At 75.0% G+C, this 25,138-nt stretch carries 21 protein-coding genes; 5 read left to right on the top strand and 16 right to left on the bottom strand.

The window, feature by feature from the left end; genetic code table 11:
* Nucleotides 1-278 precede the first annotated feature (278 nt).
* Nucleotides 279-776 carry a DUF1269 domain-containing protein gene (locus tag NP075_RS09210; protein WP_227562910.1) on the top strand — a complete coding sequence of 166 codons (498 nt, stop codon included), beginning with the start codon at nt 279-281 and terminating at the stop codon, nt 774-776.
* Between the two features lie 74 nt (nt 777-850).
* Here NP075_RS09210 and NP075_RS09205 read toward each other — a convergent pair whose 3' ends face one another.
* From NP075_RS09205 to NP075_RS09155, 11 genes are all read right to left on the bottom strand, one after another.
* On the bottom strand, nt 851-4,276 hold the full coding sequence (locus tag NP075_RS09205; RefSeq protein ID WP_227562909.1) for an FUSC family protein: 3,426 nt from the start codon (nt 4,274-4,276) through the stop codon (nt 851-853).
* 30 nt (nt 4,277-4,306) lie between these two features.
* Complete coding sequence (locus NP075_RS09200; RefSeq protein WP_227562908.1) at nt 4,307-6,400, bottom strand: YhgE/Pip domain-containing protein; 2,094 nt, start codon at nt 6,398-6,400, stop codon at nt 4,307-4,309.
* Nucleotides 6,397-7,236, bottom strand: coding sequence for an ATP-binding cassette domain-containing protein (locus NP075_RS09195; RefSeq protein WP_227562907.1), 840 nt, complete (start codon nt 7,234-7,236; stop codon nt 6,397-6,399). Before NP075_RS09195 ends, NP075_RS09200 begins: the two co-directional genes overlap by 4 nt.
* A 122-nt stretch (nt 7,237-7,358) precedes the next feature.
* Complete coding sequence (locus NP075_RS09190) at nt 7,359-8,285, bottom strand: urea transporter (protein ID WP_227562906.1); 927 nt, start codon at nt 8,283-8,285, stop codon at nt 7,359-7,361.
* A 58-nt stretch (nt 8,286-8,343) separates the two neighbouring features.
* Complete coding sequence (locus tag NP075_RS09185) at nt 8,344-9,387, bottom strand: urease accessory protein UreD (protein ID WP_227562905.1); 1,044 nt, start codon at nt 9,385-9,387, stop codon at nt 8,344-8,346.
* Nucleotides 9,384-10,019 carry an urease accessory protein UreG gene (ureG, locus tag NP075_RS09180; RefSeq protein ID WP_227562904.1) on the bottom strand — a complete coding sequence of 212 codons (636 nt, stop codon included), beginning with the start codon at nt 10,017-10,019 and terminating at the stop codon, nt 9,384-9,386. Before ureG ends, NP075_RS09185 begins: the two co-directional genes overlap by 4 nt.
* A 37-nt stretch (nt 10,020-10,056) precedes the next feature.
* The gene (locus tag NP075_RS09175) at nt 10,057-10,749 is read right to left on the bottom strand and encodes an urease accessory protein UreF (protein WP_256791764.1); all 693 of its coding nucleotides are present in this window, start codon (nt 10,747-10,749) and stop codon (nt 10,057-10,059) included.
* 8 nt (nt 10,750-10,757) lie between these two features.
* A complete protein-coding gene (gene ureC, locus NP075_RS09170) occupies nt 10,758-12,482 on the bottom strand; it encodes an urease subunit alpha (protein ID WP_227562899.1) in 1,725 nt (574 codons plus the stop codon).
* Nucleotides 12,482-12,898 carry an urease subunit beta gene (locus NP075_RS09165; RefSeq protein ID WP_255628548.1) on the bottom strand — a complete coding sequence of 139 codons (417 nt, stop codon included), beginning with the start codon at nt 12,896-12,898 and terminating at the stop codon, nt 12,482-12,484. Before NP075_RS09165 ends, ureC begins: the two co-directional genes overlap by 1 nt.
* A gap of 42 nt (nt 12,899-12,940) precedes the next feature.
* A complete protein-coding gene (locus NP075_RS09160) occupies nt 12,941-13,828 on the bottom strand; it encodes a sirohydrochlorin chelatase (RefSeq protein WP_227562898.1) in 888 nt (295 codons plus the stop codon).
* A 2-nt stretch (nt 13,829-13,830) separates the two neighbouring features.
* Nucleotides 13,831-14,136 carry an urease subunit gamma gene (locus tag NP075_RS09155; protein WP_227562897.1) on the bottom strand — a complete coding sequence of 102 codons (306 nt, stop codon included), beginning with the start codon at nt 14,134-14,136 and terminating at the stop codon, nt 13,831-13,833.
* Between the two features lie 301 nt (nt 14,137-14,437).
* Between NP075_RS09155 and NP075_RS09150 the strand changes: the two genes are divergently transcribed.
* Together NP075_RS09150 and NP075_RS09145 are read left to right on the top strand one after the other, a co-directional pair.
* Nucleotides 14,438-14,974, top strand: a complete 537-nt coding sequence (locus NP075_RS09150; protein ID WP_227562896.1) for a fluoride efflux transporter FluC — start codon at nt 14,438-14,440, stop codon at nt 14,972-14,974.
* Nucleotides 14,971-15,348 (top strand): fluoride efflux transporter FluC, encoded by a 378-nt coding sequence (locus NP075_RS09145; RefSeq protein WP_227562895.1) that lies wholly within the window; start codon nt 14,971-14,973, stop codon nt 15,346-15,348. Before NP075_RS09150 ends, NP075_RS09145 begins: the two co-directional genes overlap by 4 nt.
* 128 nt (nt 15,349-15,476) lie before the next feature.
* Here NP075_RS09145 and NP075_RS09140 read toward each other — a convergent pair whose 3' ends face one another.
* Both NP075_RS09140 and NP075_RS09135 read right to left on the bottom strand, forming a co-directional pair.
* A complete protein-coding gene (locus NP075_RS09140) occupies nt 15,477-19,679 on the bottom strand; it encodes a bifunctional nitrate reductase/sulfite reductase flavoprotein subunit alpha (RefSeq protein ID WP_227562894.1) in 4,203 nt (1,400 codons plus the stop codon).
* Nucleotides 19,679-21,097: an MFS transporter gene (locus NP075_RS09135; RefSeq protein ID WP_227562893.1), complete on the bottom strand. Its 1,419-nt coding sequence runs from the start codon at nt 21,095-21,097 to the stop codon at nt 19,679-19,681. The genes NP075_RS09140 and NP075_RS09135 overlap by 1 nt, the downstream gene beginning before the upstream one ends.
* A 255-nt stretch (nt 21,098-21,352) precedes the next feature.
* Between NP075_RS09135 and NP075_RS09130 the strand changes: the two genes are divergently transcribed.
* Entirely contained in the window at nt 21,353-21,694 is a 342-nt protein-coding gene (locus NP075_RS09130; protein ID WP_227562892.1) for a cupin domain-containing protein, read from the top strand.
* Nucleotides 21,691-22,851, top strand: coding sequence for a ThiF family adenylyltransferase (locus NP075_RS09125; protein ID WP_227562891.1), 1,161 nt, complete (start codon nt 21,691-21,693; stop codon nt 22,849-22,851). Before NP075_RS09130 ends, NP075_RS09125 begins: the two co-directional genes overlap by 4 nt.
* 9 nt (nt 22,852-22,860) lie before the next feature.
* Here NP075_RS09125 and NP075_RS09120 read toward each other — a convergent pair whose 3' ends face one another.
* The 3 genes from NP075_RS09120 to NP075_RS09110 are packed head-to-tail and all read right to left on the bottom strand — an operon-like array spanning nt 22,861 to nt 25,104.
* Nucleotides 22,861-23,388 carry a MogA/MoaB family molybdenum cofactor biosynthesis protein gene (locus NP075_RS09120; protein WP_227562890.1) on the bottom strand — a complete coding sequence of 176 codons (528 nt, stop codon included), beginning with the start codon at nt 23,386-23,388 and terminating at the stop codon, nt 22,861-22,863.
* Nucleotides 23,381-23,860: a cyclic pyranopterin monophosphate synthase MoaC gene (gene moaC / locus NP075_RS09115; protein ID WP_227562889.1), complete on the bottom strand. Its 480-nt coding sequence runs from the start codon at nt 23,858-23,860 to the stop codon at nt 23,381-23,383. Before moaC ends, NP075_RS09120 begins: the two co-directional genes overlap by 8 nt.
* Nucleotides 23,857-25,104 (bottom strand): molybdopterin molybdotransferase MoeA, encoded by a 1,248-nt coding sequence (locus NP075_RS09110; protein WP_227562888.1) that lies wholly within the window; start codon nt 25,102-25,104, stop codon nt 23,857-23,859. Before NP075_RS09110 ends, moaC begins: the two co-directional genes overlap by 4 nt.
* Nucleotides 25,105-25,138 lie beyond the last annotated feature (34 nt).

The following is a 25,138-nucleotide window of genomic DNA, read 5'->3' as shown; positions in this document are numbered from 1 at the left end:
CGCCCCTGTCGGGTGCAAGGGCTGCCGGCGTGCTCGACGCTACGGGCGGCGTGTTTCCGTCGAGGTCCCTCCCGCGTTACCCCGCAGGAACCGTCCGCGCACATCGCGACGGCCGGCGGTGTGAGGGCGGCGGCCGGCCGGGGCGCCGGGCCGCGACGATCACCCGCGCAGGGTGAGGCGGCCCGCGGGCACGCTGGCGAACCTGGGGGCGGGCTGCGGTCCGCGCAGGCGCCGCGCCTGGACAGGGTGACGGACCGGCCCGGGACGAGGAGACGATCGTGGCCACTCTCAGCGTGTGGAAGTTCGAGACCCCGGAGGGCGCGCAGCAGGCGGAGCAAGCCGTCCTGGACCTGCAGAAGCAGCACCTCATCGAAGTGCAGGACGCGGCGACGGTGTCCTGGCAGGCCGACAAGAAGAAGCCGAAGACCCGCCAGGCCCACAACCTCGCCGCGGTCGGCGCGCTCGGCGGGACCTTCTGGGGGCTGCTGTTCGGGCTGCTGTTCTTCATCCCGCTGGTCGGCGTGATCGTCGGCGCGGCCGCCGGTGCCATCGGCGGGGCCCTGACCGACGTGGGCATCGACGACGACTTCATCCGCTCGGTGCGCGAGAAGGTCACGCCGGGCACGTCCGCGCTCTTCCTCCTCGCGTCCAGCGACGTGCCGGACCGCGTCGTCGCCGGCCTCAAGGAGAAGGGCATCCGCGCCGAGCTCATCCAGACGAACCTGTCGGAGGCGGACGAGGCCAAGCTGCGGGAGGCGTTCGAGGAGGACGTCTGACGCGTGCCGTCCCGACGGCCGCGCCCCGCGTCAGTCGCAGGGCGCGGCCGTCGGCACGTCTGCGGAGGTCGCCGTCAGGCGCCGATCGGTGCGGCGGGCTCCCTCTCCCCCACGGCACCGGGCGACGCGTCGCCGACCAGCACCACGACCGTGTCGTTGATCCGGACCAGATGACGCACGACGTCGTCCACCGGGCCCACCGGTACGTCGTGCGCGACGACGAGGAGCGGGAGGTCGGACTCGACCGCGCCGGGCAGCCGGCCGGCCAGCGCGTCGAGGAGCGCCGTGAGGTTCTCGCCGAGCGTGGCGCGCACCGCCGACCAGTCCTCCGTGCCGGTGGGCCCGGCCTCGAGCGCCGCCTCGACCGCCCGCACGAGGTGGCGCGTGTCGTACGTCAGGGACCACAGCGCGGTCAGCCGACCCTCGACGCCGTCCGCTCCCGACGCGCCCGCCGCCCGGCGCAGGGGGGCCGCGGTCGCGCTGACCGTGCGGGCCTCCCGCTCGATGGCGAGCAGCCGGTCCTGCAGCGCGCGCGACGAGACGTGCGAGCTGCCGTCCAGGCGGCCCACCGCCGTGGTGACGACCGTGGCGATGTCCCGGACCAGCACGGACGCGTCGTCGTCGAGCACCACGCGTGTGCGGGTGGGCAGGACCAGCCACGCGACCAGCAGGGCGGCGGCCGCCCCCAGCAGCGTCTCGGCGACACGCAGCTCCAGCGCGACCGGGGTCAGGCGCCCGAGGAACTCGTAGACGACCGCGAAGATCATCGTGGTCCACAGGGTCGACACGGCCGGTGAGACCTGACGGAAGTACGTCGAGGCGAAGACCGCGACCGCGAGCAGGGGCACGAGGACCCAGGGCTCGTGGCCGGTGCCGATCGCGACCGCGAACCCGATCGCGGCGCCCGCGACCGTCCCGCCGACCCGTTGGGCCCCCTTGACGAACGTCTCGCCGTCGGTCCCGCCGAGCACCTGGTACGCCGCCAGCGTGGCCCAGTACTGGTGGCTCGACGACACCACCTCCCCGATCCCGAGTGCCGCGGCCACGGCGACGCCGGCCTGGACCGCCCGCCGGCTCGTCGGCGACAGCCGGTGGGCCGTCGCCGGCTGCGCCGTCGTGGCGGTCCACGCGATCTCGTCCAGCGCGCGGTCCTCGTCATCACCCGGGACGGGCGGTCTCGACGGCGCCGCGGGGTCGAGCGCGGCGAGCTCCGCGTCGGCCAGCGCGCGGGCGGCGCGGTACAGCTCGTCCGTCGCGCGCTGCAGCGCACGTGCCGCGCGCGGCCAGTGCGCGGGCGGCGGGGTCGTGTCCCACGGCTCGACGGCGAGCGACGCCTCGCGGGCGGGCCGGCCCGTGGCGGCCGCCGGGCCGGCTGCGAGCCGCGCGAGGTGCGCCTGCAGGAGCTGGAGCCGACCCGCCAGCCGGCCGCGCAGCTCGAGGGACAGCGTGGTCCCGGTCACGTCGCGCGCGGCTCCCGCCAGGTGGGCGGCGGCGAGCGTGGTGTCGAACAGCCGCAGGCGCAGCTCCGCACCGCGGACGGGGTCGACGCCTGTCGCGTCGGGCTCGCCGGTCAGCTGACCGCCCAGGTAGGCGCCGCCGCGCTGCAGCCGGCGCTGGTCGACCTCGACGCGCCTGCTGACGTCCGGGTCCCAGCGCGCCCACGAGACGGCGTCGACGAGGGTGTCCATCGACGTGACGAGCTGCCGCCCGAACCCGGCGACGCCCGCGCGCAGGACACGCGCGGGGTGCTCCTTCAGCACCACGTAGCGCAGGAGGAAGCCCCACGCGACGCCCAGGACCGCGGTCGCGACGTACAGGGCCACCTCGGACAGCCGCAGCTGCATGATGAGGGCGAAGTAGTAGACCAGGAACGTGACGTGGCCCAGTGCTGCCCACCGCGGTCCGAACCGTCCCAGCCAGGTCCCCACGACCGCGACGAGGACCACCAGCACCCCGGTCCGCACCGGGGACCCGGACGCCAGCGCGCCGAGGAGCACCACCACCGCGACCGGCACGAGGAGCAGCACGCTCGTCACCTTGCGCGCGCGCACGGTCCGGTCGGCGGCGATCCCGGTGCTGAGCATCGCGACGAAGGCACCGAAGATGGCCGGTCGCACGTCGTCCTGCCCGAGCGCGCGGACCAGGAGGTACCCGGTGGCACCCGCGGCGACGGCCCCCAGCAGTGCGCGTCCCGCCGACCTCAGCCGGGCGAACCCGGGGTCGACCTGCGCCAGGTGGTCGTCGACGAACGCCCGCCAGCGCGAGAAGCGGCCACCGGCCGCGGGGTGCGGGAGCGGGAGCGCCGGGCCCGTCAGGTACTCGTCGACCTGGCGCAGTGCCACGTCGCTCTCGGGCCGCAGGAGCGAGACGGGCCGGTCGCTGACGATGATCGGCTGGTAGTCGAGGTCGCGTCCCACGGCGAGGGCGATCTGCTGCGCGCGGTACGCGAACGGCAGCCACGCGCAGTAGCGCCGGTAGGTGTCGTCCGGGTCGGCCAGCGGCTCGACGCCCGCGAGCGCCGCCATGTCCCTGTCGAGCTGGAGGAAGCGCGCGGCCCAGGGGTCGGCGGTGTCGTGACCGGCGTCCCCCCGGGCGAGCCGGGCGAAGGTCCCGGCCGGCACCGCGGCGGGGACGTCCGAGCTGGTCCAGCGCACGCGACGCTGCAGGTAGTCGCCGAGCTCGAGGTACTCGAAGGTCAGCGGCACCAGGCGGGGCACGGCCGCCCCGGGGTGTCCCGTCGGCAGACCCCACCGCAGGGCGGCGACCGTGCCGGAGACCATGCGCAGCGCGTACGGCAGGGCGAACCGGTCGCGACCGCTCTGGAAGTAGTAGGCGGCCTGGTGCAGACGCATCCCCGAGGTGTACGAGGCGAAGGCGTCCCCCACGGCGTCGAGGTGGCCGTCCAGCCCGTTCGGCTCACCGTCACGGAAGTACGGTGCGAGGCTGGCCACCGGCGTCCCCGCTCCGCGCTCGGCCGTCACGAACTGGGTGCACAGCGAGTTGAGGTCACCGATGACGCCGTACACGCCCAGGAGGAAGGTCAGCACCAGCGACAGGAGCAGGACCCCCGTGAGCGTCTCCGCGATGGACAGGAAGCGCAGGACGTCGGTCTCGGCCGTCAGGGTCGACCCGCCCACCGTGGAGAGCTGCGCGGCACTGAAGTACAGGCTGCTGAACAGGTCGAGCTCGGCGCCCGTGCCGGAGACGGAGAACGACCTGCTCGTCATGAGGCCGTAGTAGACGAGCCCGTAGCCGAGGATCGTCCCGCACACCCACAGCACGATGCCGACGACCACCTGCATCCCGGTGACCTGGCGCAGCGCCACGGGCCGCCAGCGCCGCGGCAGCCGGCGCGTCACGCGCCGCAGCGAGCGCCACTGCCACCGCATCACCGGCCCGGCGAGGAATCCCGACTCGTCGTAGTTGAGCGCCGTGAGGAAGACGTCGAGCAGGGTCGCCCCCAGCACCACGATCCCGAGCAGCAGCCACACCGTGTCCACGCGCGTCCCCTTCGCCTCCGGGTCGTCCCGTCACAGCACGAGCTCGGGCTGCAGCCGTTGCGGCGTCCACGTGCGGCGGCGGTGGGCCGCCCAGGTCGTCGCGAGGAGCGCCGCCACGAGGACCGCGGCCAGGACGCCCGCGTCCCGCGCGGCGATCGCGAGGTCGCCGCCGTAGAGCGTCTGGCGCAGCCCTTCGACCGTGTAGGACATCGGCAGCAGCCGGTGCACCGACAGCAGCGGCTCGGGGATGGTCTGCCAGGGGAAGGTCCCGCCCGCCGTGACGAGCTGCACCAGCATGAGGACCAGGCCCAGGAACTCCCCGACCACGCCCCACCACACGTTCAGCGCCTGGAGGATCGCGACGAACGCGCCCGACGCGAGCAGCAGCAGCACGACGGTCCAGCCGCCGTGCACGGGACGGATGTCCAGCGCGAACGCCACGAGCGTGGTCATCACCGCGACCTGCGCGGCCCCCAGAACGGCGGCCGGCAGCCAGCCGCCGACCGCCGTCTGCCAGGCCGGGGCGCCCGCGGCCAGGGCCCGCTGGGACATCGGCCGCACGAGCAGGAACAGGACGTAGCCACCGATCCAGGTCGCCAGGGCCATGAAGAACGGTGCCAGGCCGGCCCCGTAGCTGCCGGCCGGGGCCAGCTGGTCCTTCGCCACCCGCACGGGGTCGCCGATGGTCCGGGCCGTGGCCCGCTCCGTCTCCTGGTCGAGGTCGGGGATCGCGCCCAGGCCGCGCTGCAGCCCGTCGCGCAGCTCGGTGACGCCCGAGGCGACCTGCGTGGTGCCGTCGGCGAGCGTGACGCTGCCGGCGGCCACCTCGTCGGCGCCCTGCGACACCTGTGCGGTGCCGTCGGCCAGGGTGCCGAGGTCGGTCACGAGCGTCCGGGCCGCGTGCTTCAGCCGCCCGGCGCCTGCGGCGAGCTCGTCGGCACCCGTCGCCGCGGCCGCGATGCCCTGGGTGAGCGCGGGCGCCGCGTCGGCGAGCTCCTGCGCCCCCGCGGCCACCTCGGCGGATCCCGCCGCCAGGCGGTCGAGCTCCTGCGACGCCTGGTCGAGCCTGTCCGCGGCCGCGGTGACCTCGTCGGTGACGTCCGTGGCGAGGCCGGCGAGCTCCGCCGCCTCCTCCTCGGTCAGCCGCCCGGCGGCGACCAGCTCGGCGAGCCGGCCGTCGAGCGGGCCGCGGTCACGCACCGCCTGGTCCGCGACGTCCCGCGCCAGGGTGGCCGCCTCGCGTCCCAGCCGCGCCACCTCGGCGTCCCCGGCGGCCACCTGCTGCGCACCGTCGGCCAGGCGACGGGTGTCGGCCGGCAGCGAGCTCGTGCGGTCGCGCAGGGTGTGCAGCCCGCTCGCGAGCTGCCGGGCACCGGCCGTGAGCTCCTGGACCGCCGGGGGCAGCGCCTGCGCACCGGAGGCCAGCGCGGATGCGCCGGAGGACGTCTCGGCGGCCCCCTGCGCGAGTCGGTCCGTGCCACCGACGAGCTCCGAGGCGCCGGTCGACAGCTGGGCCGTCCCGGCCACGAGCCGGTCGGCCCCCTGGACGGCGTCGGCGAGGTTCGTGTGGATGGACCCGAACCCCTGCAGGAACCTGTCCGCGGCCTCGGTGCCGACCTCGGTGGCGATGGCGTCGCGCACGTCGCCGGCGATGGTGTCCGCGATCGTGGCGGACAGGTAGTTGTTGGCGTCGTTGGTGACGAGCGTGAGGCTCGCCTGCCGCGGCCGGTACTCGGCGGGCGACACCAGGTCGGCGGAGAACGACGGACCGACGATCAGGGCCGCGTCGAAGCGGCCCGTGCGCACCCCCGCCTCGGCGTCGGCCTGGGTGGTCCGGATCCAGTGGAACCCGGCGTCGCCGTCGAGCAGACGGTCCGCCACGTCCTGGCCGTAGTCGACCCGTCGGGTGCTGCCGTCCCCCTCGTCGGTCGTGGTCGCGCCCTCGTCCGTGACGACGAGCGCCGCCGGGACCTCGTCGAGCCGGCCGTAGGGGTCCTCGTTCGCGAACAGGTACAGCCCGGAGTACAGGGAGGGGATGATCACGAACGCCGCGAGCGCCAGCTTCGGCAGCGTCCCGGCCGCGAGCCGGCGCAGCTCCGTGGCGGCCAGACGGAGGCTGATCACGGGCTCTCCCCCGCGTCGGAGCCCTGGTCGACAGGCCCACCCCCGCTCGGCGCGTCGTCCGGCAGCACGGCCGTGGGGTCGTCGACCTCGTCGTCGACGACCGACGGTTCGTCGTCGGCCGGGTCGGCACCCGCGTCCTGGGGCACCGCGGGCAGCTCGCGGGTGGTGGGCGGCTCGGGTGCGGGCGCGACGCCCGGTGCCGACCGCGTGGCCTCGACCGGTGCCGCGCGCCCGGCGACGTCCCCCCGGGTCGCGGGCACGCGGATGCCGAGGTGGCGCGCGGAGGAGCGCGTGCACTGCACGAGCACGCCGTAGCCGCGGGCCGCGAACGCCTGGGCGACGGACCACCACCCGGCCGGGTCACCGCCGTGCCGGTCGGGCAGCACCAGGACCAGCAGCCGCACGTCGGCGCGCTCGGCCGCCAGCGACGTCAGCAGGGCCGTGCGCAGCGGGCCGTCGAGCTCCTCGACGCGGGTGTCCCGGCGGTCCAGCAGGTCGTGACGCTCCAACCACGCCCGGGTGGCGCGCGGCCCGCTGGGCCGCCGCGCCAGCGCCAGCTCCTCGGACACCACGGTGCCCACCGTCAGGACCTCGTCCGGTGCGGAGACCTCCGGCAGGTCGACCACGGCGGTCACGGCGCGCAGCGCGTCCGGGCGCGTGGTGGAGCCCGCGGACGTCGTCAGGGTGACCGTGCCGGCGTCGGGCGCGAGGCGTCCGCTCGCGGCCAGCGCCAGCGCCGTGTGGCCGTGCCCCGGGTCGCCCGCCACCAGCACGCACTCCCCCGTGCCGAAGGTCAGAGCGGGCAGGTCGAGCATCGGGCCGTGCCGTCCGGTCACGTGCACGTCGTGGATCCGCACGCGCACGGGTCCGGCGGCGTCGGGCCCGACGTGGCGCGACGTCCCTCCACGACGTGGACGTCCCGTGGCACGGCGCGCGGCCGGCCGGCCCGTGTCGAGCGTCATGGTCGCCGCAGGGCGGGGACGGCCACCGCGATGACCAGGAAGACCCACGTCGTGAGGATGTAGGGCCACGTGTAGTGCGGGGCGTCGAACGCGTCGTTGAGGCCGAGGGTGACCACGGCGGTCACGACCGTGCCGACGGCGGCGTAGACCCAGGAGGCGGCGCTGCTGCGCAGGAAGACGACCGACAGGGCGATCGCCGTCAGGACGCCGGAGTACCCGGCCAGGCCCTCGCCGATGTCGGACTCGGACCAGCCGAGGGCGAACGCGCACAGGCTCCCGACGGCGCTGCCCATGACGGCGGCGAGGCCCACCTTCCACGACGCGATGAACAGGCCCAGCAGGATGAGGGCGCCGGCCCACACGCTGCTGACCAGGACGACCTCGGAGACGTTCGTCAGCAGCGAGCGCAGGTAGGTGACCGCGGTGTCGTCGGTGACGTGGATGGCGGGCGAGCGCTCCTGCAGGCGCGCCGTGGTGGCGTGCATGACGCCGGCGACGATGCAGAAGGGCGCCGTCGTGGCGGGCAGCGCGAACCTCGCGAGGGGTCGGCTGGCGAACAGGTGCACGAAGAACCACGTCACGAAGGCGCACGCGATCCCGCCGACGAGCGCGATGGGGTACGACCAGCCCTGGGCGCCGAGCGCCGTGTACACGGCGGCACCGAGCAGCGCCCCGCAGAAGCCCTGCATGCCCAGCGGCACGTCGTCGGCGCCGATCAGCGCGCCCGTCACCGTGCCGGCGATCGCGCCGATGAGCACGAGCACCGCCATGCGCCAGTCGGCCACGACGAACGCGGCGAGGATGAGCAGGCCGGTCCACACGTTGCGCTGGAAGAAGATCTGCGACAGCCCGTCCGCCCACGAGCGGGGGTCCACCGCGGAACCCAGGCGCGAGGACGGGGTCGGTGACGTGGACGCTGCCATGGGACTCTCCTGACGTGCGGTGGAGTGGACGGGCCGGGTCGGCAGGACGCGCGCCCGGTCAGGTCTTGCGCACCAGCGGTGCCGGGGAGCCCGTCAGGTGCAGCCGAAGCGCCCGCCACGCGCGCGCCGTCGCGTGCGTGACGGGCGCCGTCGCGTCGCCGACGATGCGGACCCAGGCGCCGACGTCGCCCGGCAGGGCGCTGACGCCCAGCAGGACGTCCGGCGCGTCGGCGAGCTCGGCGTGCAGCAGGTCGGTCAGCTCACGGGCCGTCGCCAGCGGCGTGACCACGTAGAGCATCCCCAGCACGTCGTGGTCCGCGAGGACCGCCAGGCCCCCGGTCCCGCCGTCCTGCGGCGTCAGGCGCACCCGGTCGACCGCCAGCACGGTCCCGTCCGGGCGCCGGATCTCGACGTCCGAGGCCAGAGCCGCGTACCGGTGCCGCTCCCCGCGGGCCAGCCGCCCGGCGAGCAGCGTCTCACCGGCCAGGAGCGTGCCCGACTCCGCGACCGTCAGCCGGGTGCTCTGGTACAGCCGCGCGTCGCGGAACATCATCACCGGCTCCGGCAGGTGCTCCACGTACGCCTCGTCGCCGACGTCGACGAACACCTGCGCCACCGCGTAGTCGTGCTCCATGCGCAGCACCCGCGTGTACGCGGTGGTCGTGACGTACGCGCTCGTCCCTGGCCCGAACCGCAGGTCGGTGCGCAGCCGATCTCCCTGCAGCACGCCCGCCCCCGTGGACATGAGGTAGACGTACGGCATGTCCGGGCGCAGCGGGTCGTAGTACAGCGGGCGCATGATCTGCAGCGGGGACTTCTGGTAGTGACCCACCAGCTCCGTGCCCGACGCGGTGCGGGCGAACTCCAGGTCGAGGACGCCCACCTTGCCGGGGCTGCCCGTGGGCAGCATCTCGGGCACCCCGCTGAAGCGGGCCACCTCCCGGGGCACGCGCTCGGGCTCGTAGTACGCCGGCTGCAGGTGGTGCCCGCCGTACGCGGGGACGGGCCCCGGGTCGGCGCTCGGCCCGGGCGCGCGTCGTCCCGCCCGTCGACGGGGCGGGACGGCGCGAGCGGCCGGCTGGGCGGCGAGGTCTGCGCTCACGGCACCAGCGCGCGGCTGCGCTCGTCCCACATCGCCAGGATCTGGTCCTGCAGCACGTCGACGCCCTCGCCCGTGAGCGAGTTGGTCAGCACCACCGGCTTGCCGTCGCGGACCCGGTACGCGTCGGACTCCATCACACCCAGGTCCGTGCGCACGTACTGCGCGATGTCGATCTTGTTGATGACGAGGATGTCGGAGTCCGTGATGCCCGGACCCCGCTTGCGCGGCATCTTCTCGCCCTCCGACGTGTCCAGCACGAAGACGAAGACGTCGGCGAGCGCCGGGGAGAACGTGAGCGTGAGGTTGTCGCCCCCCGACTCGTACAGCAGCGTGTCCACGTCGGGGAACCGCTCGAGCATCTCCGCCCCCGCGGCCAGGTTCATCGTCGGGTCGTCGCGGACAGCCGTGTGCGGGCACGCACCCGTCTCGACGCCGACCACCCGCTCGGGGTCGAGCACGCCGGCGAGCTCCCGGCGCACGTGGTGGGCGTCCTCCTGGGTGTAGATGTCGTTGGTGATCACGGCAGGACGCCGCCCGACGGCGATCAGCCGCGGTACCAGCGCCTCCGTCAGGGCGGTCTTGCCGGAGCCCACCGGGCCACCGATGCCGATCCTCAGCACGTTCTCGTTCATCCTCGTCTCCGTCCTGCCGGCGTCCGCCGGCACGTCCTCAGCTGGCGAACAGGCGCGCCTCGGCACGCTCGTGCTGCGCCGACATCACGTCCGCCATGGGGGCGCAGCCGCCCATGTCGCCCAGGTCGCGGCCGACGGCCTCGTCGGCCACCTCCTCGATCACCGGTGCGAGCGCGTGCAGGGCCACCTGCACCTCCCGGTGGTCCGCGAGCCGCAGACGCAGCGCCGCCCCGAGCACGCTCATCGAGAACGCCGCGAGGTCCGACGCGACGGCCGCGGTCGTGCTCACCCCCGTCGCGGCGTACACCACGGCGGTGGCGACCGGCTGGCACCCGGGCGACCGCTTCGCCGCCAGGCCCTGCGCCCACCGGGCGATCTCGGGACCGCCCACCGCCACGCCCACGACGTCCGTGAGCTGGTGCCCGCTGCGCACCGACGCCCGCCGCATCTCGGCGTTGAGCTTGGTCGCGAACAGCAGGTGGTCGACCTGGTGCACCCGCTCCCAGTCGCCGGCGACGACCGCCTCGTGGGCCCGGGCGAGCGCTGTCGCGTCGCCCGGGCCCACCCCGTGCCGCAGCAGCCCGCGCAGCAGGCCGACCACCCCCCCGTGGTCGACCAGCCGCGCCTGGCTGAACCCCTCGAGCCCGTGCGACATCGTGTAGAAGCCGCTCGGGAACGCGGAGTCGGACAGCTGCAGGCTCATGAGCAGCGCCCGGACGTCGGTCGCCACCGTGCTCCTCAGGCCAGGAAGAAGAGCTGGGTCATGGGCAGCGTCTGCGCCGGTTCGATGTGGGCCGGCTCCCCGTCGAGGGTCACCTTGTACGTCTCGGGGTCCACGTCGACGACGGGCAGGGAGCCGTTGCGCACCATGTGGCCCTTGCCGAGCTGGCGGGTGCGGCGCACCGGCAGCACCGTGCTCTCCAGCCCCAGCTTGTCCGGGACACCGGCCTCGACGGCCGCCTGCGACATGTACGTCACCCGGGTGCTCTGCTGCGCCCTGCCGAACGACCCGAACATCGGCCGGTAGAAGACCGGCTGCGGCGTCGGCAGCGAGGCGTTCGGCTCCCCCATGACGGCCCACTTGACGAGGCCGCCCTGGAGGACCATCTTCGGCTTGGCCGCGAACGACCCGACCGGCCACAGCACGATGTCGGCGATCTTGCCGACCTCGAGCGAGCCGACGTAGTCGGAGATGCCGCACGTGATCGCCGGGTTGATCGTGACCTTGGCGAGGTACCGCAGCACGCGGAAGTTGTCGTTGCCCTCGGCGTCCTGCGGCAGCTTGCCGCGCTTGTCCTTGTTGTGGTGGGCGGTCTGGAACGCCCGCGTGAAGGACTCGCCGATCCGGCCCATCGCCTGGGAGTCCGACGAGAACATCGAGATGACGCCCTCGTCGTGCAGCACGGTCTCGGCCGAGATCGTCTCGGCACGCACGCGGGAGTCCGCGAACGCGACGTCCTCGGGGACGTCGTGCGACAGGTGGTGGCAGACCATCACCATGTCGAGGAGCTCGTCGACGGAGTTCACGGTGTAGGGCAGGGTCGGGTTCGTCGACGACGGCAGCACGTTCGGGTGCCCGGCGAGCTTCATGATGTCCGGCGCGTGGCCGCCACCGGCGCCCTCCGTGTGGAACGTGTGGATGGTGCGGCCGTCGATCGCGGAGATCGTGTCCTCGACGTAGCCCGCCTCGTTGAGGCTGTCCGTGTGCACGGTGATCTGGACGTCGTAGTCGTCCGCCACGGACAGGGCGTTGCTCAGGGCCGCCGGGGTCGTCCCGTAGTCCTCGTGGACCTTCAGGGCGGCCGCCCCGGCCTCGACCTGCTCCTCGAGCGCCGGCCGCAACGAGCCGTTGCCCTTGCCGTAGATGCCCATGCTGACGGGCATGTCCTCCGCCGCCTCGAGCATGCGGTGCAGGTTCCAGACGCCGGGTGTGGTGGTGACACCGTTCGAGCCGTCGGTCGGGCCGGTGCCCCCGCCGAACAGCGTGGTGATGCCGCCGCAGATCGCCGTGTCCCCCTGCTGGGGCGAGATGTAGTGCACGTGCGCGTCGATGCCGCCCGCGGTCGCGATCAGGTGCTCGCCGGCGAGGAGCTCGGTCCCCGGGCCGACCACCAGGCGCGGGTCGACCCCGTTCTGGAGGTTGGGGTTCCCGGCCTTGCCGATGCCGGCGATCTTGCCGTCCTTGACGCCGATGTCGCCCTTGAGGACGCCGAGCACGGGGTCGAGGATGATCGCATTGGTGATGACCAGGTCCAGCACGCCCTGCGCCGAGGTCGTGCGCGGGTCGGCCGCCATGCCGTCACGTGCGGTCTTCCCGCCGCCGTAGACCACCTCGTCGCCGTAGAGCCCCTCGGTGAAGTCGTGCTCGATCTGGATCACGAGGTTCGAGTCGGCCAGATGGACCTTGTCCCCGACGGTGGGGCCGTACAGGTCCGTGTACTGCTTGCGCGAGATGATCGCCATCAGTGCTCCCCCTCGTTCTTCGTGCCGGCAGCCGGCTGCTCCGGTGTGCCGTCGGCGAACTCGCGCTCGGCGAGCCGACGCAGCGCGTCCAGACGCGTCTGGCGGGAGTCCAGGCCCCCGTCGACGAGGTTGTTGAACCCGACGACCCGGCGGCCGCCGCCGTACGCGACGAGCGTCACCTCGCGGGTGTCGCCCGGTTCGATCCGGACGCCGTTGCCGGCCGGGATGTCCAGGTGCATCCCGTACGCCTTCTCACGGTCGAACTTCAGGGCGCGGTTCACCTCGAAGAAGTGGAAGTGCGACCCGATCTGCACGGCGCGGTCGCCGGTGTTGGCCACGAGGAGCGTGACCTTCTGGCGCCCCGCGTTGATCTCGATGTCGTCCTCGGTGTGGTGGTACTTCGGGCTGCCGAGCATCGTGGTTCCTCCGCCTTCGGTGGTCGGGTCGAGACGTCCGCGTCAGCCGCGGGCGGGAGCGGGCGCGCCGAGTGGTGGCGCCGCGGTCACGTCGTCCCCGGCGCCCGGCTGGTGGGCGTGGGGAAGGTCGTGCGGGTGCGGGTGGGTGTGGCCGTGGGTGTGCGGGTGCTCGTGCTCGCCCAACGCGTGGGAGTGGGCGTAACCGTGCCCGTGGTCGGCCGCCAGGCCGTCCTCGATGCCGTCGTGACCGTGCGCCAGCTCGTGGGCCGCGTCCGCCAGACGCTCCCGGACGATCCGCAGCAGCGCGGGGTCCGACAGCAGCGGGCCGAAGAAGGACGCCCCGTCGAGGGCGTCCGCGTCGGGTGCCGTGGCCGCGAAGCCGGCCGGGACGACGACCACGTCCTGCGCGCCGAGCACGCGGACGCGGTGCACCGCACGCTCCAGGTCGGCGTCGGTGCCCACGCACGCGACCCCGATCTCCAGCCCGCTGCCGAACGTCCGCACGAGGTGGGCGATCCGGTGCAGCTCGGCGTCGTCGAACGGGTCGGCCTTCGGTGCGGCGACCACCAGGCCGGCGCCCGGCACGTGCGTGGCCGTCCGGGTCGCCGCCGCCCGGAGCAGCGCGACCAGGTGGTCGACGGTGCCGAACGGGGTGCACAGCGCGATCCGCCCCCTGCCGGACCCCGTGGCGAGCCAGCGCAGCGTGCGCGCCGTGTCCGCGACCATCACCGGGTCCCGGCCCCACGTCATCGGCAGCACGGCGACCGGCTCCGGGCCGCCGGCGAGCCGCGCCCGCACCACGTCCTGGAGCGACCGCCCGGGCGTGCACACCGCAGCACCCGGCAGGGCGTCGAGCAGGCGCTCGAGGTCGGCCCCCCGCGCGCTCTCGTGCCCGCCGACCAGCACCGGTCGGACGTGGGAGCCGGCCATGCTCAGGCCGACACGGGGTCGTGACAGGAGACCAGCTTGCTGCCGTCCGGGAACGTCGCCTCGACCTGCAGCAGCGAGACCCGCTCCCGGACGCCGGGCATGCAGTCGGCCTCGGCGACGACGTGCTTGCCGAGCTCCATGCACTCCGCCACCGACTTGCCGTCGCGCGCCCCCTCGAGGATCGCCTCGGAGACGAGCGCCTGCACCTCGCTCACGTTCAGCCTGGTCCCCCGCTCGCGCCGCTGCCGGGCGAGCTGGGCCACCTGGTACACGTAGAGCTTCTCCCTCTCACGAGGCGTCAGATCCATGATGCGGTGACCTTTCGGACGAGAACGCGCAGCCAACCTGCGCCTTTACAGCGACCATACCCCGGAGCACATTCCTGGCAAGTTCTGGGAGCAGCGGGCGACCAGTACCCGGGGTGCTTCGGGCAACATTTCACCCGGTGTTCACCCGAAAGACATGGGAGGCATTTACTGGACGCCTGCGCAAGTGAATCGATTTTCACGCCCTTGCCATTTCTGGACGCGTGGTCGAATGAATCGCTTCACCGATCGTCGTGGTCATCTGCGCAGGCGACCGGGAATATTTCGCCCTAGCGTGACGACCATGACGACGACTCCCGGGGGCGCGGCACCTGCGCCACAGGGCGCACCTCACGCGGCACCGCACCGCGTGACGCTGCGCTGGTCCGCGATCGGCCTCGTGCTCGTCGGCGGAGCGGCCGGGGTCGCGGCACGTGAGGGCCTGTCGCTCGCGGTGCCGGACGTCGACGACATCCCGGTCGTCATCCCGGTGGTCAACCTGCTCGCGGCCTTCGCCCTGGGCTACCTGTACGAGGGCGTGGCACGCGCCCTGCCCGGGACGCCCCTGGCCGGCAGGCTCAAGCTCCTCCTCGGCACCGGGTTCTGCGGCGGCCTGAGCACCTACAGCTCGCTGGCCACCGACACGGCCGTCCTGCTCGACCACTCCCGGGGCGGCATCGCCGTGACGTACGCGCTGGGCACCGTGGTGCTCGGCGCTCTCGCGACGCTCGCCGGCATCGCGCTCGGCTCGCGCCTGCACCCGCGCGGACCCGACGAGCAGGAGCTGCGCCGCATCGAGGGGCACGCCGACCCGCACGGGGCGACGAGGAGGGCGTCATGACACCGGGCCTGTTCCTGCTGGTGGTGGTGGCCGGCGGCGCCGGCGCCTGCACCCGCTACGTGGTGGACGCACTGGTGCGCTCCCGCACCACGTCGGCGTTCCCGTGGCCGACCACGGTCATCAACCTCACCGGGTCGTTCCTGCTCGGCCTGCTGACGGGCCTGGTGGCCGGCGACCTGGCCTCGACGGACGTGAGCGCCGCCCTGGGCACCGGATTCCTCGGCGGTTACACGACGTTCAGCACGGCGAGCTACGAGCTGGTCCAGCTCGTGCGTCAGAAGAAATGGGGAGTCGCGCTCGCCTACGGCGTCGGCGTGCTCGCGGTGGCCGTCGCGCTCGCGGCGCTGGGATACCGCTGGGGCGACTCGATGTAGGAAACGGCTGCGCTCGGGCGGTGCATTTCCTGGACGCGCGACCTGCACATGCGTCCGAATGTCCCGCCGCCGTACTCTCGCCGGACCGCGCGAAACGTCGTACCGGGCCGCCACCGCCGCATCTCCCGTCAGTACACGTCGCGCACGTAACGGCGTTCCTTGGCCATCCGGCTGACGTACGCGGCCGCGTCCTGCGGGGTCGTCGCGCCGTGCGACGCCACGACGTCGCGCAGCGCCCGGTCGACGTCCGCCGCCATCCGGGCGGCGTCCCCGCACACGTACACGTGGGCGCCCTGCTCGAGCCACGACCACAGCCGCGCCCCCTGCTCGCGCATCCGGTCCTGCACGTACACGGTCGTGCGCTGGTCCCGGGAGAAGGCCGTGTCGAGCCGGGTCAGCACGCCCTGCGCCTGCAGCTCCGCCAGCTCCTCGCGGTACCAGAAGTCCGTGGCGGCGTGGCGCTCGCCGAAGAACAGCCAGCCCGGCCCCGTCGCGGCACGCGCCCGACGCTCGGCGAGGAACCCGAGGAAGGGTGCGACGCCGGTGCCCGGCCCCACCATGACCACCGGGACCGACCCGTCCTCGGGCAGGTGGAAGTGCGCGGACGGCTGCACGTGCACGGCGAGCTGCGCACCGTCCGCGGCGTCGGCCAGGTACGCCGAGCAGACCCCCGCCCGCGGGTCCCCGGCCGGGCCGCTGTACCGCACGACGCCCACCGTCATCGCGATGCGGTCCGGGTCGGCGTGCGGGCTGGAGGAGATCGAGTACTGCCGCGGCTGCAGGCGCGGCAGGACGTCCACCCACGCCTGGGCGTCGGCACGGACCCCGGCGACGACGTCGACGACCTGACGGCCCCACAGCCACGTCCGCAGGGTGTCGCGGTGCCCGGGGCCCAGCAGCCGGCGCAGGTCCGGGTCGGCCGACCGGTCGGCGACGAACCGCAGCAGCGGCGTCGCGGGCCGCGTCAGGTCCAGGTCGGTGCGCAGGGCGTCCGCCAGGGGCCGTCGCGCGCCGTCCAGGGTGACCGCCTCGTCACCGGACAGGCCGGTGCGCGCGAGCCACAGCTCGACCAGGGGCCCGGTGTTGACCGGGTGGACCGCCACCGCGTCCCCGGCCCGGTACGTCAGCGGCAGCGGGCTGCCCGTGGTGTCGAGGACGACCTGCCGCACCTCCTTGCCCGACCCCGGGGCGCCCAGGCGCCGGTTGACGACGATCCGCGCGGCGCCCGGACGCGCCCGCGTCGCACGGGGCGGGCCGGCGTCCGCCGCCGCGCCGGCCGCCGCCGGCTGCGGGGGCAGGACGGGCGAGGTCCGCACCGGCGCGCGGTCCGTCGCCACGGCGGACGCGGTTGCCGGCCCCGCGGCGTCCGGCGTCAGCGCGACGACCAGTACGTCGAGCCAGGCCCCGACCGCCTCGTCGTCACCGGGCGCGCGGTCCAGCCGGGGCAGCAGGCGCTGCCCGCCGAGCTCGGCGAGCCGGCCGTCGAGGCGCCGGCCGTGGCCGCAGAACCGGTCGTACGACGGGTCGCCGAGGGCGAGGACCGCGAACCGGGCGCCCTCGAACGACGGCGCCTCCGGGTCGGCCAGCAGCTCCCACAGCGCCGCGCCGTTGTCCGGTGCGTCACCGTCACCGAAGGTGCTGGTCACCAGGACGAGGTCGCCGGAGCGCGGCAGGTCGTCCAGCGCGTCGTCCATCGCGACGACCCGCGGTGTGCGCCCGGCGCCCGCGAGCCGTCGCGCCACCAGGCCGGCGACCTCCTCGGCCGTGCCCGTCTGCGACGCCCACAGCACCGTCACGGTCCGGGTCGCCGCCGCCGGGCCCGCGGGCACCGGCGCCCGCGAGAACATGCCGGCCAGGACGCCGTCGACCCACAGCGCGTGGTCCCCGCTCAGCGGCGCCGACGGCGGCAGCACGGGCGTCCCGGCGGCCCCCCGTCCCAGCCCGGCGAGGAACCCCGACAGGTAGCGCCGCTCGTCGTCGCCCAGGACGGGCGTGGCGACGTCGTCGACGCCGAGCGCCGCCGCGAGCGCCTGCATCGTCACCGGGCCGTCGATCCCCGGACCGCGCGGCGGCGCGGGCGCGTCGGGCGGTGGCGTGGAGGGCGTCGCGCCGGACGCCGGGGCCGCCGTGGCAGGCTCGACCACCGTCACCGGGGTGAGCGCGACGGCACACGCCTTGAGCTCGGGCTGGAAGGACAGCGGGTCGACCGCGTCGTTGGTCACGGCGTTCACGGCGAGGTACTCCCCGAAGACGTCGTTCCAGTGGAACGGGGCGAAGCAGGTCCCCGGCGGGACCCGGTCGGTGACGTCCACCGGCAGCACGGCGCGCCCCCGGCGGGACGCCACCTCGACCGTCGCGCCCCCGACGAGCCCCAGCCGTGCGGCGTCGACCGGGTTCACCTCGACGAACGGCCCGGGCTCGAGCTTGTTGAGCGCGGGGACCTTGCCCGTCTTGGTCATCGTGTGCCACTGGTGCTGCACGCGGCCGGTGGTGAACCAGAACGGGTGGTCGTCGTCGGGCAGCTCCGCGGGGTCGGCGTGCGGGCGGGCGTGGAAGACCGCGCGCCCGCTCGGGGTGGCGAAGGCCAGGCGGGGCCGCGTGCCGTCGGGGTACGTCAGGACGGGTCGGTGCTCACCGTCGTTGAGGTAGCGCACCGGGTTGCGGGCGGGGGCGTCGGGGGACGCGCACGGCCACTGCACGGGCTCGCGGCGCAGGCGGTCGTACGAGATCCCCCGCAGGTCGTACCCGGTGCGGGGGTTGCTCGCGCGGCGGAGCTCGTCGAAGACCTCCTGCGAGGAGGTGTGGGCGAACCCCTCGAAGCCCATCGCGGTCGCGACGCGGGCGACGAGCTGCCAGTCGGGCAGGGCCTGACCCGGCGCGGCCAGGGCGCGGCGCGCGAGGGTCATGGTCCGCTCGGAGCTCACCATGACGCCGTCGGCCTCCGACCACATGGCCGCGGGCAGGACGACGTCGGCGTACGCGTTGGTCTCGGTGTCGACGAAGACGTCCTGCGCGACGACCAGCTCGGCGCGCTCGAGCCCTTCGATGACCGTGCGCCGGTTGCCGACGGACGCCACCGGGTTGGTGCAGATCACCCAGCACGCGCGGATCTCGCCGTCGGCCATGCGGCGGAACATGTCGACCGTGCCGGCGCCGACGCCGTCCGCACGGATCGTCCCGCGGGGCACCTGCCACAGGTCCTCGCAGAACGCGCGGTCGTCGGGGTCGAGCACGCTGCGCTGCCCGGGCAGCCCGGGTCCCATGTACCCCATCTCGCGCCCACCCATGGCGTTGGGCTGCCCGGTCAGGGAGAACGGGCCGCTCCCCCGCCGGCCGATGGCCCCGGTGGCGAGGTGCAGGTTGACCAGCGCGTTCGTGTTCCAGGTGCCGTGCGTCGACTGGTTGAGCCCCATGGTCCAGCACGAGACCCAGTCCCGCGCACCGGCGATCATCGCGGCCGCGGCGCGCAGGTCGGCCTGCGGGACCCCGGTGATCGACTCGACGACCTCCGGCGGGTAGTCGGCCAGCAGCTCCGGCATCGCCTCCCAGCCCTGCGTGTGCGTGGCGACGAACTCCTCGTCGACCGCGTCCGCCTCGACCAGCAGGTGCAGGAGCCCGTTGAGCAGCGCGATGTCCGTCCCCGGCCGCACCTGCAGGAACAGGTCCGCCTTGTCGGCGGTGGCGGTCCGGCGGGGGTCGACGACGACGAGCCGCGCGCCGGCCTTGACCCGGTCGAGCAGGCGGAGGAACAGCACGGGGTGGCAGTCGGCCATGTTGGCGCCGATCACGAGGAACACGTCGGCGTGGTCGAGGTCGTCGTACGACCCCGGCGGGCCGTCGGAGCCGAGCGAGAGCTTGTACCCCGTGCCCGCGCTGGCCATGCAGAGCCGGGAGTTCGACTCGATCTGGTTCGTCCGCAGGAAGCCCTTGGCCAGCTTGTTGGCCAGGTACTGGGCCTCGATGCTCATCTGACCCGACACGTAGAGCGCGATCGCGTCCGGGCCGTCGCGGTCGAGGATCTCCCGCAGCCGGTGCGCGACCGTGTCGATCGCGGCGTCGACGTCGGCCGGGACGGGCTCCGCTCCGCGCTCGGGACGCACGAGCGCCCTGGTCAGGCGCCCGCCCGCCGCGAGCATCGTGGCGCTCGTCGCGCCCTTGGTGCACAGCCGCCCCGCGTTGGACGGGTGCGACCGGTCGCCGCTCGCCCGCCGCACCGCGCCGTCCGGGCCGACGTCGAGGACGATGCCGCAGCCCACGCCGCAGTACGAGCAGACGGTCGCGACCTGGGTCGTGGCCGTCCGCTCGTCCTGCGCGGTCGTGGTGGACGTCATCAGATGACGGCGTCGCCGAACGCCGCACCACGGCGGCCGTACACGACCCAGGTGGTGACGGCCATCACGCCGTACATCCCGACGATGACCCACAGCGCGGCCTCGATCCCCCCGGTCTGCGTGGTCGAGATCGCGAACCCGCGCGGGATGAGGAAGCCGCCGACGGCACCGACGGCACCGGCGATGCCGATGCACCCGGCCGCGACCTTGGCGCGGCGCGCGCGGTCGGCCTCGTCACCCGCGCCGTGGCGGAACACGGCCGGGATCATGCGGTACACCGAGCCGTTGCCGGCGCCCGTGGCGAGGAACAGCACGAGGAACGAGCCGAAGAACAGCCCGAACGAGCCCGACCGCAGGGCGAAGATGGCCGAGACCGTGCCGGCCGCCATGACCGCGAACGCCGCGACGGTGACGCGCGCCCCACCGAGCCGGTCGGCCAGGCTCCCGCCGGCGGGGCGTGCCACGGAACCGACCAGCGCGCCGAGGAACGCGATCGACAGCGTCATGTCCGGGAACTCGTTCCTCAGCAGCGTCGGGAACGCGCCCGAGAACCCGATGAACGAGCCGAACGTGCCGATGTAGATGAAGGAGATGATCCAGGTGTGCCGCCGGCGGGCGGCCGAGCCGTAGGTCCGCGGATCGGTGGCCGCGTCCTTGACGTTGTCCATGAAGCGCCACGCGAGCAGCGCCGCGAGGATCGCGAGCGGCACGAACATCAGGCCTGCGCGCTCCAGCTGCACGCCGGCGGCGCCGACGATGACGATCGGCACGGCGAACTGCACCGCCGCGGTGCCCAGGTTGCCGCCGGCGGCGTTCAGGCCCAGGGCCCGTCCCTTCTCCCGCTCCGGGTAGAAGAACGAGATGTTCGCCATGGACGACGCGAAGTTGCCGCCGCCGACGCCCGCGAGCGCGGCGACCAGCAGGAGGACGCCGAACGACAGGTCGGGGCGCTGCACGGCCCACACGAGCGCCCCCGTCGGCACGAGGAGCAGGAGGGCCGACACGACGGTCCAGTTGCGCCCGCCGAACAGCGGCACGGCGAAGGTGTACGGGATGCGCAGCGCCGCGCCGACGAGGGACGGCACCGCGATGAGCCAGAACATCTGGTCGGCCGTCAGCACGAACCCGGCGGCCGGCAGCTGCGGCACGACGATGCTCCACAGCGCCCAGACGGCGAACCCGAGGAACTCGGCGAACACCGAGAGCCCCAGGTTGCGGCGGGCGACCGTGCGCCCGACGTCCTGCCACTGGTCGGAGGCCTCGGGGTTCCAGCCGTGCAGCCAGCGGCCGCGGTGCCGGACGAGCTCGGGGGCGACGCCGGGCGCGCTGAGGACGACGGCACCGGGACCGTGGTCGGTCGTGGCCGGTGGCGCGGGCGTCCCCGCCGGCGGGGCGGGCGTCGTCGGGGTCTGGGTCACGGGAGCCTCCGGGCGTCGGGCCGCGTGCGAGGGGCGCGCGGGGTCGGGCGTCGGGCCGGGTCGGGACCCGGCGGTGGCGTCGCCGCGCGGTGCCGGCGTCGAGGTCGAGGCTAGGAAGCCCGTGTTTCACCCGGACGCGCCCCCGCGTAACCCGCCGCGAACGTTCCGCGCACACGCCCGCGGCACGGCGTGTGAGAACCCGCGGACCGCGTGCCCTGCGACGCGTCGCGGCGCGAGCCCTGCGAGGATCGGCCCATGACCGATCTGCAGACCACCGCCGCCGAGCTGCTCGCCGCCGCCCGCACGGACCCGCACGGCCGCAGCGCCCAGCTGGTCGTGCACGACGGCGAGCTGCGCCAGACCGTCCTCGCGCTCGTCGCCGGAGCCCGGCTCGGGGAGCACTCGTCCCCGCCCGCGGCCAGCCTGCAGGCGCTGAGCGGGCGGGTGCGCGTCGAGGTCGGGGACGAGGTGCAGCAGGAGGTCGCCGCCGGCGAGCTGTGGGAGCTCACGCACGAGCGGCACGCGGTGGTGGCGCTCGAGGACAGCGTGGTGCTGCTGACCACCGTGACGGGCGTCGCGACGAGGCCGCACGGGTGAGCGCCCCGCTGCCGCCGCTGGTGGCCCCGGGCCCGCCGCTCACGGCGGGCCAGGTGGCGCGCTACGCGCGGCACCTGGCGCTCGCGGAGGTCGGTGAGGCGGGGCAGCGTCGCCTGCTCGCGGCGCGTGTGCTCGTCCTCGGCGCCGGCGGCCTGGGCTCGCCCGTCCTGCTGTACCTCGCGGCAGCCGGCGTGGGCACGCTGGGCGTCCTCGACGACGACGTGGTCGAGGCGTCCAACCTGCAGCGCCAGGTCGTGCACGGCACCGCGGACGTGGGCCGGCGCAAGGTCGACTCCGCGGCCGCGGCCGTGCGGGCGCTGGACCCGGCGACCGACGTCCGGACGCACGACGTGCGGCTGGCCCCTCACAACGCCCGGGACCTGCTGTCCGGCTACGACGTCGTCGTCGACGGCACGGACAACTTCGCGACCCGCTACCTCGTCAACGACGTGTGCGCGGAGCTGGGCCTGCCCTGGGTGTGGGGGTCGCTGCAGCGGGGCCACGCCCAGGTCAGCACGTTCTGGTCCGCCCCGCCGACGGGTGACGGTGTCGACCTGCGCGACGTGTTCGGCGCCCCGCCGCCCGACGGCTCGGTGCCGTCGTGCGCCGTCGACGGCGTGCTCGGGGCCGTGTGCGCCGCCGCGGGCGCGGCGATGGCCCTCGAGGTCGTCAAGCTCGTGTGCGGCACCGGGCGCACGCTGCTGGGGCGGGTCGCCGTCCACGACGCGTTCGCGGGCACGTGGCAGGACGTCCCGGTGCGCCGCCGCACCCCCGGCCCGTCCGCGGCCGCGGCGGCGGACCGCCCGGCCCGCGCGACGCCGTCCGCCGCCCCGGGCGACGCGGCGGACGACGCGGGCGAGCTGGTGCGGCTCCTGGAGACGCGGGGTGGTGACGTCGACGTCGTCGACCTGCGCGACGCCGTCGAGGCCGCCGGGGCGCCGCTGCCGGGCGCGCGGCACGTGCCGTTCGCCCGCTTCGTCGACGAGGCCACGCTGGCGGAGCTCGACCCCGAGCGGCCGCTGGTGCTGCTGTGCCGGGCGGGTGCGCGCTCGGCGCACGCGGCGGCGCTCGCCCGCGCCGCCGGGGTGCGCGACGTCCGCCACGTCCCCGGAGGTGCCGCCGCCTGGGCGCGCCTGACCGCGGCGCACGGCAGCTGACGTGCGGCGTCAGCCCGGGTGGTCCCCGCCCGCGACCTGCGCCAGCGCGTGGGGCAGCACGGGCGCGAGCACCTCGAGCGCGTCCCGCGCGGCACCGACCGACCCGGCGACGTTGACGACCAGGGTGCGTCCCGCCACGCCGGCGACGCCGCGTGACAGCACTCCGGCCGCGACACCGCGGCGCACGGCGTCCGCGCGCAGCGCCTCGGCGATGCCCGGCACCCGGCGGTCCAGCACCGCGAGCGTCGCCTCGGGCGTGGCGTCCCGGGGGCCGAGGCCCGTCCCGCCGGTGGTGACGACGAGCGCCACGCCCGCCGCGACCGCGTCGCGCAGCGCCTGCTCGACGGGTGCGCCGTCCGGCACGACCACGGGGTCGTCCACCCGCAGCCCGAGCGCGCGCAGGCCGGCGACGAGCACCGGGCCCGAGCGGTCGGCGTACGTACCGGCCGCTGCACGGTCCGACGCCGTCACGACGACCGCACGGCGCCCCGGGGCCGGCACGCCCGGCGCGTCGCCCGGGCCGGGCGCGTCAGCCACGCGTCCACGTCCCGCTGCGGCCGCCCGACTTCTCCTCGACGCGCAGGTCGGTGAGGTGGGCACCGCGGTCGACGGCCTTGACCATGTCCACGAGGGTGAGCCCGGCGGCCGCCACGCAGGTCAGCGCCTCCATCTCGACGCCGGTGCGGTCGGCCGTGCGCACGCGCGCGTCGATCGTCACGCCGTCGTCGACGACCTCGAGGTCGACGCTCACGCCGTGGATCGCGATCGGGTGGCACAGGGGCACGAGGTCGGGCGTGCGCTTGGCCGCCTGGATCCCCGCGATGCGCGCCACCGCGAGCGCGTCGCCCTTCGGCACGCCCTCGCCGCGCAGCAGCGCCACGACCTGCGGGGTCGTCACGAGGCGACCGGTGGCGCGGGCGCTGCGGACGGTCACGGCCTTGTCGGCCACGTCGACCATGTGCGCCGCCCCCTGCGCGTCGACGTGGGTCAGGCGGTCCGGCTCGTTCACGCGTCGTGCTCCCTCAGGTCGATGACGGCCACGGGGTCGCCCGCGGCCACGTGCGTGACGTCCTGCGGGACGTCGATCAGCGCGTCCGCGCGGGCGAGCGCGCCGAGCAGGTGCGAGCCGGGGCCGCCGACCGGCACCGCGACGGGTGCACCCCCGGTCCAGTCCAGCCGCGCCCGCAGCAGCTGGCGGCGCCCCGCGGGCGAGCGCAGGTCCTCCGCGGCGGCGGCGGACAGCGTGCGGCGGTGCACGTCGCGCGCCCCGAGCATCCGCCGCAGCAGCGGACGGACGAACACCTCGAACGACACGAACGAGCTGACGGGGTTGCCGGGCAGTGCGAGCACGGGCGTGCCGTCGGCGAGCGCGCCGACGGCCTGCGGCTTGCCCGGCTGCATCCGCACGTGCACGAGCTCACCCGTGCCGTCCGCCAGCAGCGCGTCGCGGACCACGTCGTACGCACCCACGGACACCCCGCCCGTGGTCACGACGACGTCCGCCCGCGCCCCGAGGTCGTTCAGCGCCGCGCGCACGGCGTCGACGTCGTCCGTCACGCAGCGCACGTCGACGACCTCGGCGCCCGCCGCCGCGGCCGCGGCCGCCAGCTGGGGGCCGTTCGACTCGTGGATCTGGCCGTGCCGCAGCGGGACGCCGGGCGCGACGAGCTCGGAGCCCGTCGAGAGCACCGCCACGCGCGGCGCGGCGTGCACCTCCACGTGCGCGTGCCCCGTGGCGGCCAGCAGGCCGATCGCACCGGGCCCCAGGACGTCGCCGGCGCGCAGCACGACGTCCCCGGTGCCGACGTCCTCGCCGCGGCGGCGCACGTGCGCGCCCGCGGCCACGACGCCGTCGATCCGCACGCGTCGGGTGCCGCCGTCCGTCAGCTCGACGGGCAGCACCGTGTCGGCGCCGTCGGGCACGGGTGCACCGGTCATGATCCGCACGACGGCGCCCGCCGGGACGCGCACGACCCGCGTGTCGCCCGCGGGCACGTCGTCGGCGACGTCGAGCACCGCGCCGACGTGCAGGTCCGCGGCACGCACCGCGTACCCGTCCATCGCCGAGCTCTCCCACGGCGGCAGGTCGACCGCGCTGCGCACGTCGACCGCGAGCGCGCGCCCCCGGGCGTCGGCCAGGCGCACGCGCACCGGCGCCAGCGGGCCGGCGAGCGCGAGGACCGCGGCGGCGTGCTCGTCGAGCGTGCGGACGGTACGGACCGGCAGCCCGGCACCGGCGAGGACGTCGGCCATGGGCCCAACCTACTGCCGGGCGCCCGCCCTCCCC

This window comes from Cellulomonas wangsupingiae (assembly GCF_024508275.1).
Taxonomy (GTDB): Bacteria; Actinomycetota; Actinomycetes; order Actinomycetales; family Cellulomonadaceae; genus Cellulomonas; species Cellulomonas wangsupingiae.
This window is presented reverse-complemented; position numbering and strand designations above follow the sequence as displayed.

Excerpts from the sequence above, each read along its gene's own strand:
- NP075_RS09110 (WP_227562888.1), bottom strand. The coding sequence starts at position 25,104 with ATGGCCGACGTCCTCGCCGGTGCCGGGCTGCCGGTCCGTACCGTCCGC.
- NP075_RS09140 (WP_227562894.1), bottom strand. The coding sequence starts at position 19,679 with ATGACGTCCACCACGACCGCGCAGGACGAGCGGACGGCCACGACCCAG.
- ureC (WP_227562899.1), bottom strand. The coding sequence starts at position 12,482 with ATGGCGATCATCTCGCGCAAGCAGTACACGGACCTGTACGGCCCCACC.
- NP075_RS09160 (WP_227562898.1), bottom strand. The coding sequence starts at position 13,828 with ATGGCCGGCTCCCACGTCCGACCGGTGCTGGTCGGCGGGCACGAGAGC.
- NP075_RS09130 (WP_227562892.1), top strand. The coding sequence starts at position 21,353 with ATGACCGATCTGCAGACCACCGCCGCCGAGCTGCTCGCCGCCGCCCGC.
- ureG (WP_227562904.1), bottom strand. The coding sequence starts at position 10,019 with ATGAACGAGAACGTGCTGAGGATCGGCATCGGTGGCCCGGTGGGCTCC.
- NP075_RS09145 (WP_227562895.1), top strand. The coding sequence starts at position 14,971 with ATGACACCGGGCCTGTTCCTGCTGGTGGTGGTGGCCGGCGGCGCCGGC.
- NP075_RS09190 (WP_227562906.1), bottom strand. The coding sequence starts at position 8,285 with ATGGCAGCGTCCACGTCACCGACCCCGTCCTCGCGCCTGGGTTCCGCG.
- NP075_RS09165 (WP_255628548.1), bottom strand. The coding sequence starts at position 12,898 with ATGCTCGGCAGCCCGAAGTACCACCACACCGAGGACGACATCGAGATC.
- NP075_RS09150 (WP_227562896.1), top strand. The coding sequence starts at position 14,438 with ATGACGACGACTCCCGGGGGCGCGGCACCTGCGCCACAGGGCGCACCT.
- NP075_RS09155 (WP_227562897.1), bottom strand. The coding sequence starts at position 14,136 with ATGGATCTGACGCCTCGTGAGAGGGAGAAGCTCTACGTGTACCAGGTG.